The sequence below is a fragment of the Kangiella sp. genome, assembly GCF_014762745.1.
GTDB lineage: Bacteria > Pseudomonadota > Gammaproteobacteria > Enterobacterales > Kangiellaceae > Kangiella.
In genome coordinates, this window is sequence record NZ_JABURJ010000034.1 from 1 (window position 1) to 3,319 (window position 3,319).

2 protein-coding genes are annotated in these 3,319 nt (G+C 44.7%); both read left to right on the plus strand.

Annotated elements, in window-relative coordinates; all coding sequences use genetic code 11:
• Positions 1-91 precede the first annotated feature (91 nt).
• Entirely contained in the window at positions 92-2,863 is a 2,772-nt protein-coding gene (locus HUJ19_RS02030; protein ID WP_290621942.1) for a valine--tRNA ligase, read from the plus strand.
• On the plus strand, positions 2,860-3,204 hold the full coding sequence (locus HUJ19_RS02035; protein ID WP_290621944.1) for a hypothetical protein: 345 nt from the start codon (positions 2,860-2,862) through the stop codon (positions 3,202-3,204). Before HUJ19_RS02030 ends, HUJ19_RS02035 begins: the two co-directional genes overlap by 4 nt.
• The last annotated feature ends 115 nt before the right edge of the window (positions 3,205-3,319 follow it).

Below are 3,319 nucleotides of genomic sequence, written 5' to 3' on the forward strand. Positions count from 1 at the left end.
GAAAGTTCAACAAATCCTAGATATCTAAGCCATAGACGCTATAATTCAGGGCTTCACTACGAATAACGTTCAACTGGCTAAGACCTCTATCATGGAAAAAGCATACGACCCGAAATCGATCGAACAAAACTTGTACAAGACCTGGGAAGAGAATGACTATTTTTCACCCAAAGGTGGTGATAATAGCTACTGCATTATGATCCCTCCGCCCAATGTCACGGGCAGTCTGCACATGGGCCACGCTTTCCAGCATACAATTATGGATGCCTTGACCCGCTATCATCGTATGAAAGGCGACAATACCCTGTGGCAACCAGGTTCTGACCATGCAGGTATTGCCACTCAGATGGTAGTTGAACGCTTGTTGGATAAAGAAGGTAAAAGCCGTCATGACTTAGGGCGTGACGCTTTTATCGATAAAGTTTGGGAATGGAAGGAACATTCTGGCGGAACCATTACCCGTCAGATGCGCCGCCTGGGCGACTCCTGTGACTGGTCACGCGAAGCATTTACCATGGACGATGATTTATCCAATGCCGTGCTTGAAGTTTTTGTTCGCCTTTACGAAGAAGGCCTGATTTATCGCGGTCAACGTCTGGTCAACTGGGATCCGAAACTTCTTACCGCAGTTTCTGATCTGGAAGTTGAGTCACATGAAGAAAATGGCCACTTATGGCACCTGAAATATCCATTGTCTGATGGCTCTGGTCATTTGGTGGTTGCGACAACCCGTCCAGAAACCATGCTAGGAGATACTGCAGTAGCGGTTCATCCTGATGACGAGCGTTACCAGCACCTGATTGGAAAGACAATCAAGCTACCATTAACTGATCGCGAAATTCCAATCATTGCTGATGATTATGTTGAAAAAGATTTTGGTTCCGGCTGTGTGAAAATTACGCCAGCGCATGACTTTAACGATTACGAAATGGGCCAGCGCCATAATCTCGAAATGATCAACATCCTGACGCCGACCGCACACATCAGCGATGCGGCCCCAGAGGCTTACCGTGGTTTAGACCGTTACGAAGCCCGTAAGAAGATCGTTGAAGACTTTGAACAGCTGGGACTGTTGGAAAAAATTGAACCACACAAATTGAAAGTGCCGCGCGGCGATCGCAGCGGTGTTGTGATTGAACCTTATTTGACTGACCAATGGTATGTCAAAATTGCACCTCTAGCAGAGCCAGCACTAAAAGCTGTAAAAGATGGCGATATCAAATTCGTGCCAGAAAACTGGTCAAATACCTATTATCACTGGATGGAGAATATTCAGGACTGGTGTATCAGTCGTCAGCTATGGTGGGGCCACCAAATTCCAGCCTGGTATGACAATGAAGGCAATGTCTATGTGGGACGCAGCGAAGAAGAGGTTCGTCAGAAACATAACCTTGGTGATGCAGAGCTTCGTCGTGACGAAGATGTACTGGATACCTGGTTCTCCTCTGCCCTTTGGCCATTTGCTACGCTTGGCTGGCCAGAAGAAACCCCTGAGCTGGAAACTTTCCTGCCAACCAGTGTTTTGGTAACCGGCTTTGATATTATCTTCTTCTGGGTAGCCCGCATGATCATGATGGGGCTTAAATTTACTGGTAAGGTTCCTTTCAAAGAAATTTACATCACTGGTCTTATTCGCGATGAACATGGCCAAAAAATGTCGAAGTCCAAAGGTAACGTTCTCGACCCAATTGACATCATCGACGGTATTGATATCGACTCATTAGTAGACAAACGTACTACCGGAATGATGAATCCAAAGGATGCCGAAAAAATTGCCAAACGCACACGCAAAGAATTTCCTGAAGGAATAGCACCCTATGGTACAGACGCCATGCGCTTTACTTTCTGCGCCATGGCTTCAACTTCTCGCGATATTAATTTCGACTTAAATCGTGTAGAAGGTTACCGCAATTTCTGTAATAAAATCTGGAATGCCGCGCGCTATGTGTTGATGAATGCTGAAGATCAGGATACTGGCATCAAGGGTGGTGACATGACCTTGAGCGTTGCCGACCGCTGGATCACAAGTGAACTGCAGAAAACTATTACAGAATTCGAAAAGGCAGTTGCCAATTACCGTTTCGATCTTGCTTCTAACGCACTTTATGAGTTCACCTGGAATACCTACTGTGACTGGTATTTAGAGTTGTCTAAACCAATCCTTTATGGCGATGAATACAGCGACGCTGAAAAGCGCGGTACTCGCCATACTCTGGTATCAGTTCTAGAAACGCTGATGCGTTTACTGCATCCATTCATGCCGTTTATCACCGAAGAAATCTGGCAACGCGTTGCGCCACTGACCGGTATTGATACCACAGAACATTCCAGCATCATGCTACAAGCCTTCCCTGTTTCTGAGACTGATTTAATTGATGACAAGGCCGAACAGGATATTGAGTGGTTAAAAACCATTATCGTAGGTGTCCGCAACATTCGTGGTGAGATGAATATCGCACCAGGCAAACCACTCAATGTATTGTTCCGTAATGGTTCAGAGCAAGACAAGTCTCGTCTGGCTAGCTACCGCACTTTCTTAAGCAAACTGGCTAAGCTTGAATCCATTGAATGGCTGGAAGCTGGTCAGGAAGCTCCAATGTCAGCAACCGCTTTAGCCGGAAAAATGGAAATTCTCATTCCAATGGCAGGCCTGATTGACGTTGAGCAGGAAATGGCCCGTCTAGGCAAAGAAAAAGAAAAACTAGAGAAAGAACAGCAACGTATCAGTGGCAAACTGTCCAATAAGAACTTTACTGACAAAGCGCCTGAGGCAGTCGTCAATAAAGAAAAAGAGAAACTTGAAGAAGTCGAGTCAACTTTGAATAAAGTGGCCGAACAGATAAAGCAACTGGAGTCACTATGAAGTTATTGATTATTGTATTAACCTTTTTTGTAGGATTTACCGCAGCTGCCAACGAACCTCAGAAACATTATGGATACTTTAAGTTTTCTAAAGGTCAAATTGGCGAAGCCTGTCCTGACCTTAAAGAAGGACAAACACTAACCTACAGTATTAAGAGCAACAAATTGGTCAAGTTTAACTTCCACTACCATCAAGATGATGAAGTGATTTACCCAGTGGAAAATCATGAAACAAAAGAAATCAAAAAGACATTCACTGCTCCGATTGACCAAACTTACTGCCTAATGTGGACTGGTCTTGAAGACGATTCGGCAGTAGAAATGGAATACTTCATCCAGTAAGCCAGTCCACTAAAGATGACCCAATAAAGGCGCGTACTTACGCGCCTTTATCTTTCATTATGTCCCGTCCTGAAATAAGTTGACACTCTGGAGGCTTATTTCATGAAAACATCTA

Bases quoted from the DNA above. Each gene is read 5' to 3' on its own strand.
- HUJ19_RS02035 (WP_290621944.1), top strand. From the start codon at position 2,860: ATGAAGTTATTGATTATTGTATTAACCTTTTTTGTAGGATTTACCGCA.
- HUJ19_RS02030 (WP_290621942.1), top strand. From the start codon at position 92: ATGGAAAAAGCATACGACCCGAAATCGATCGAACAAAACTTGTACAAG.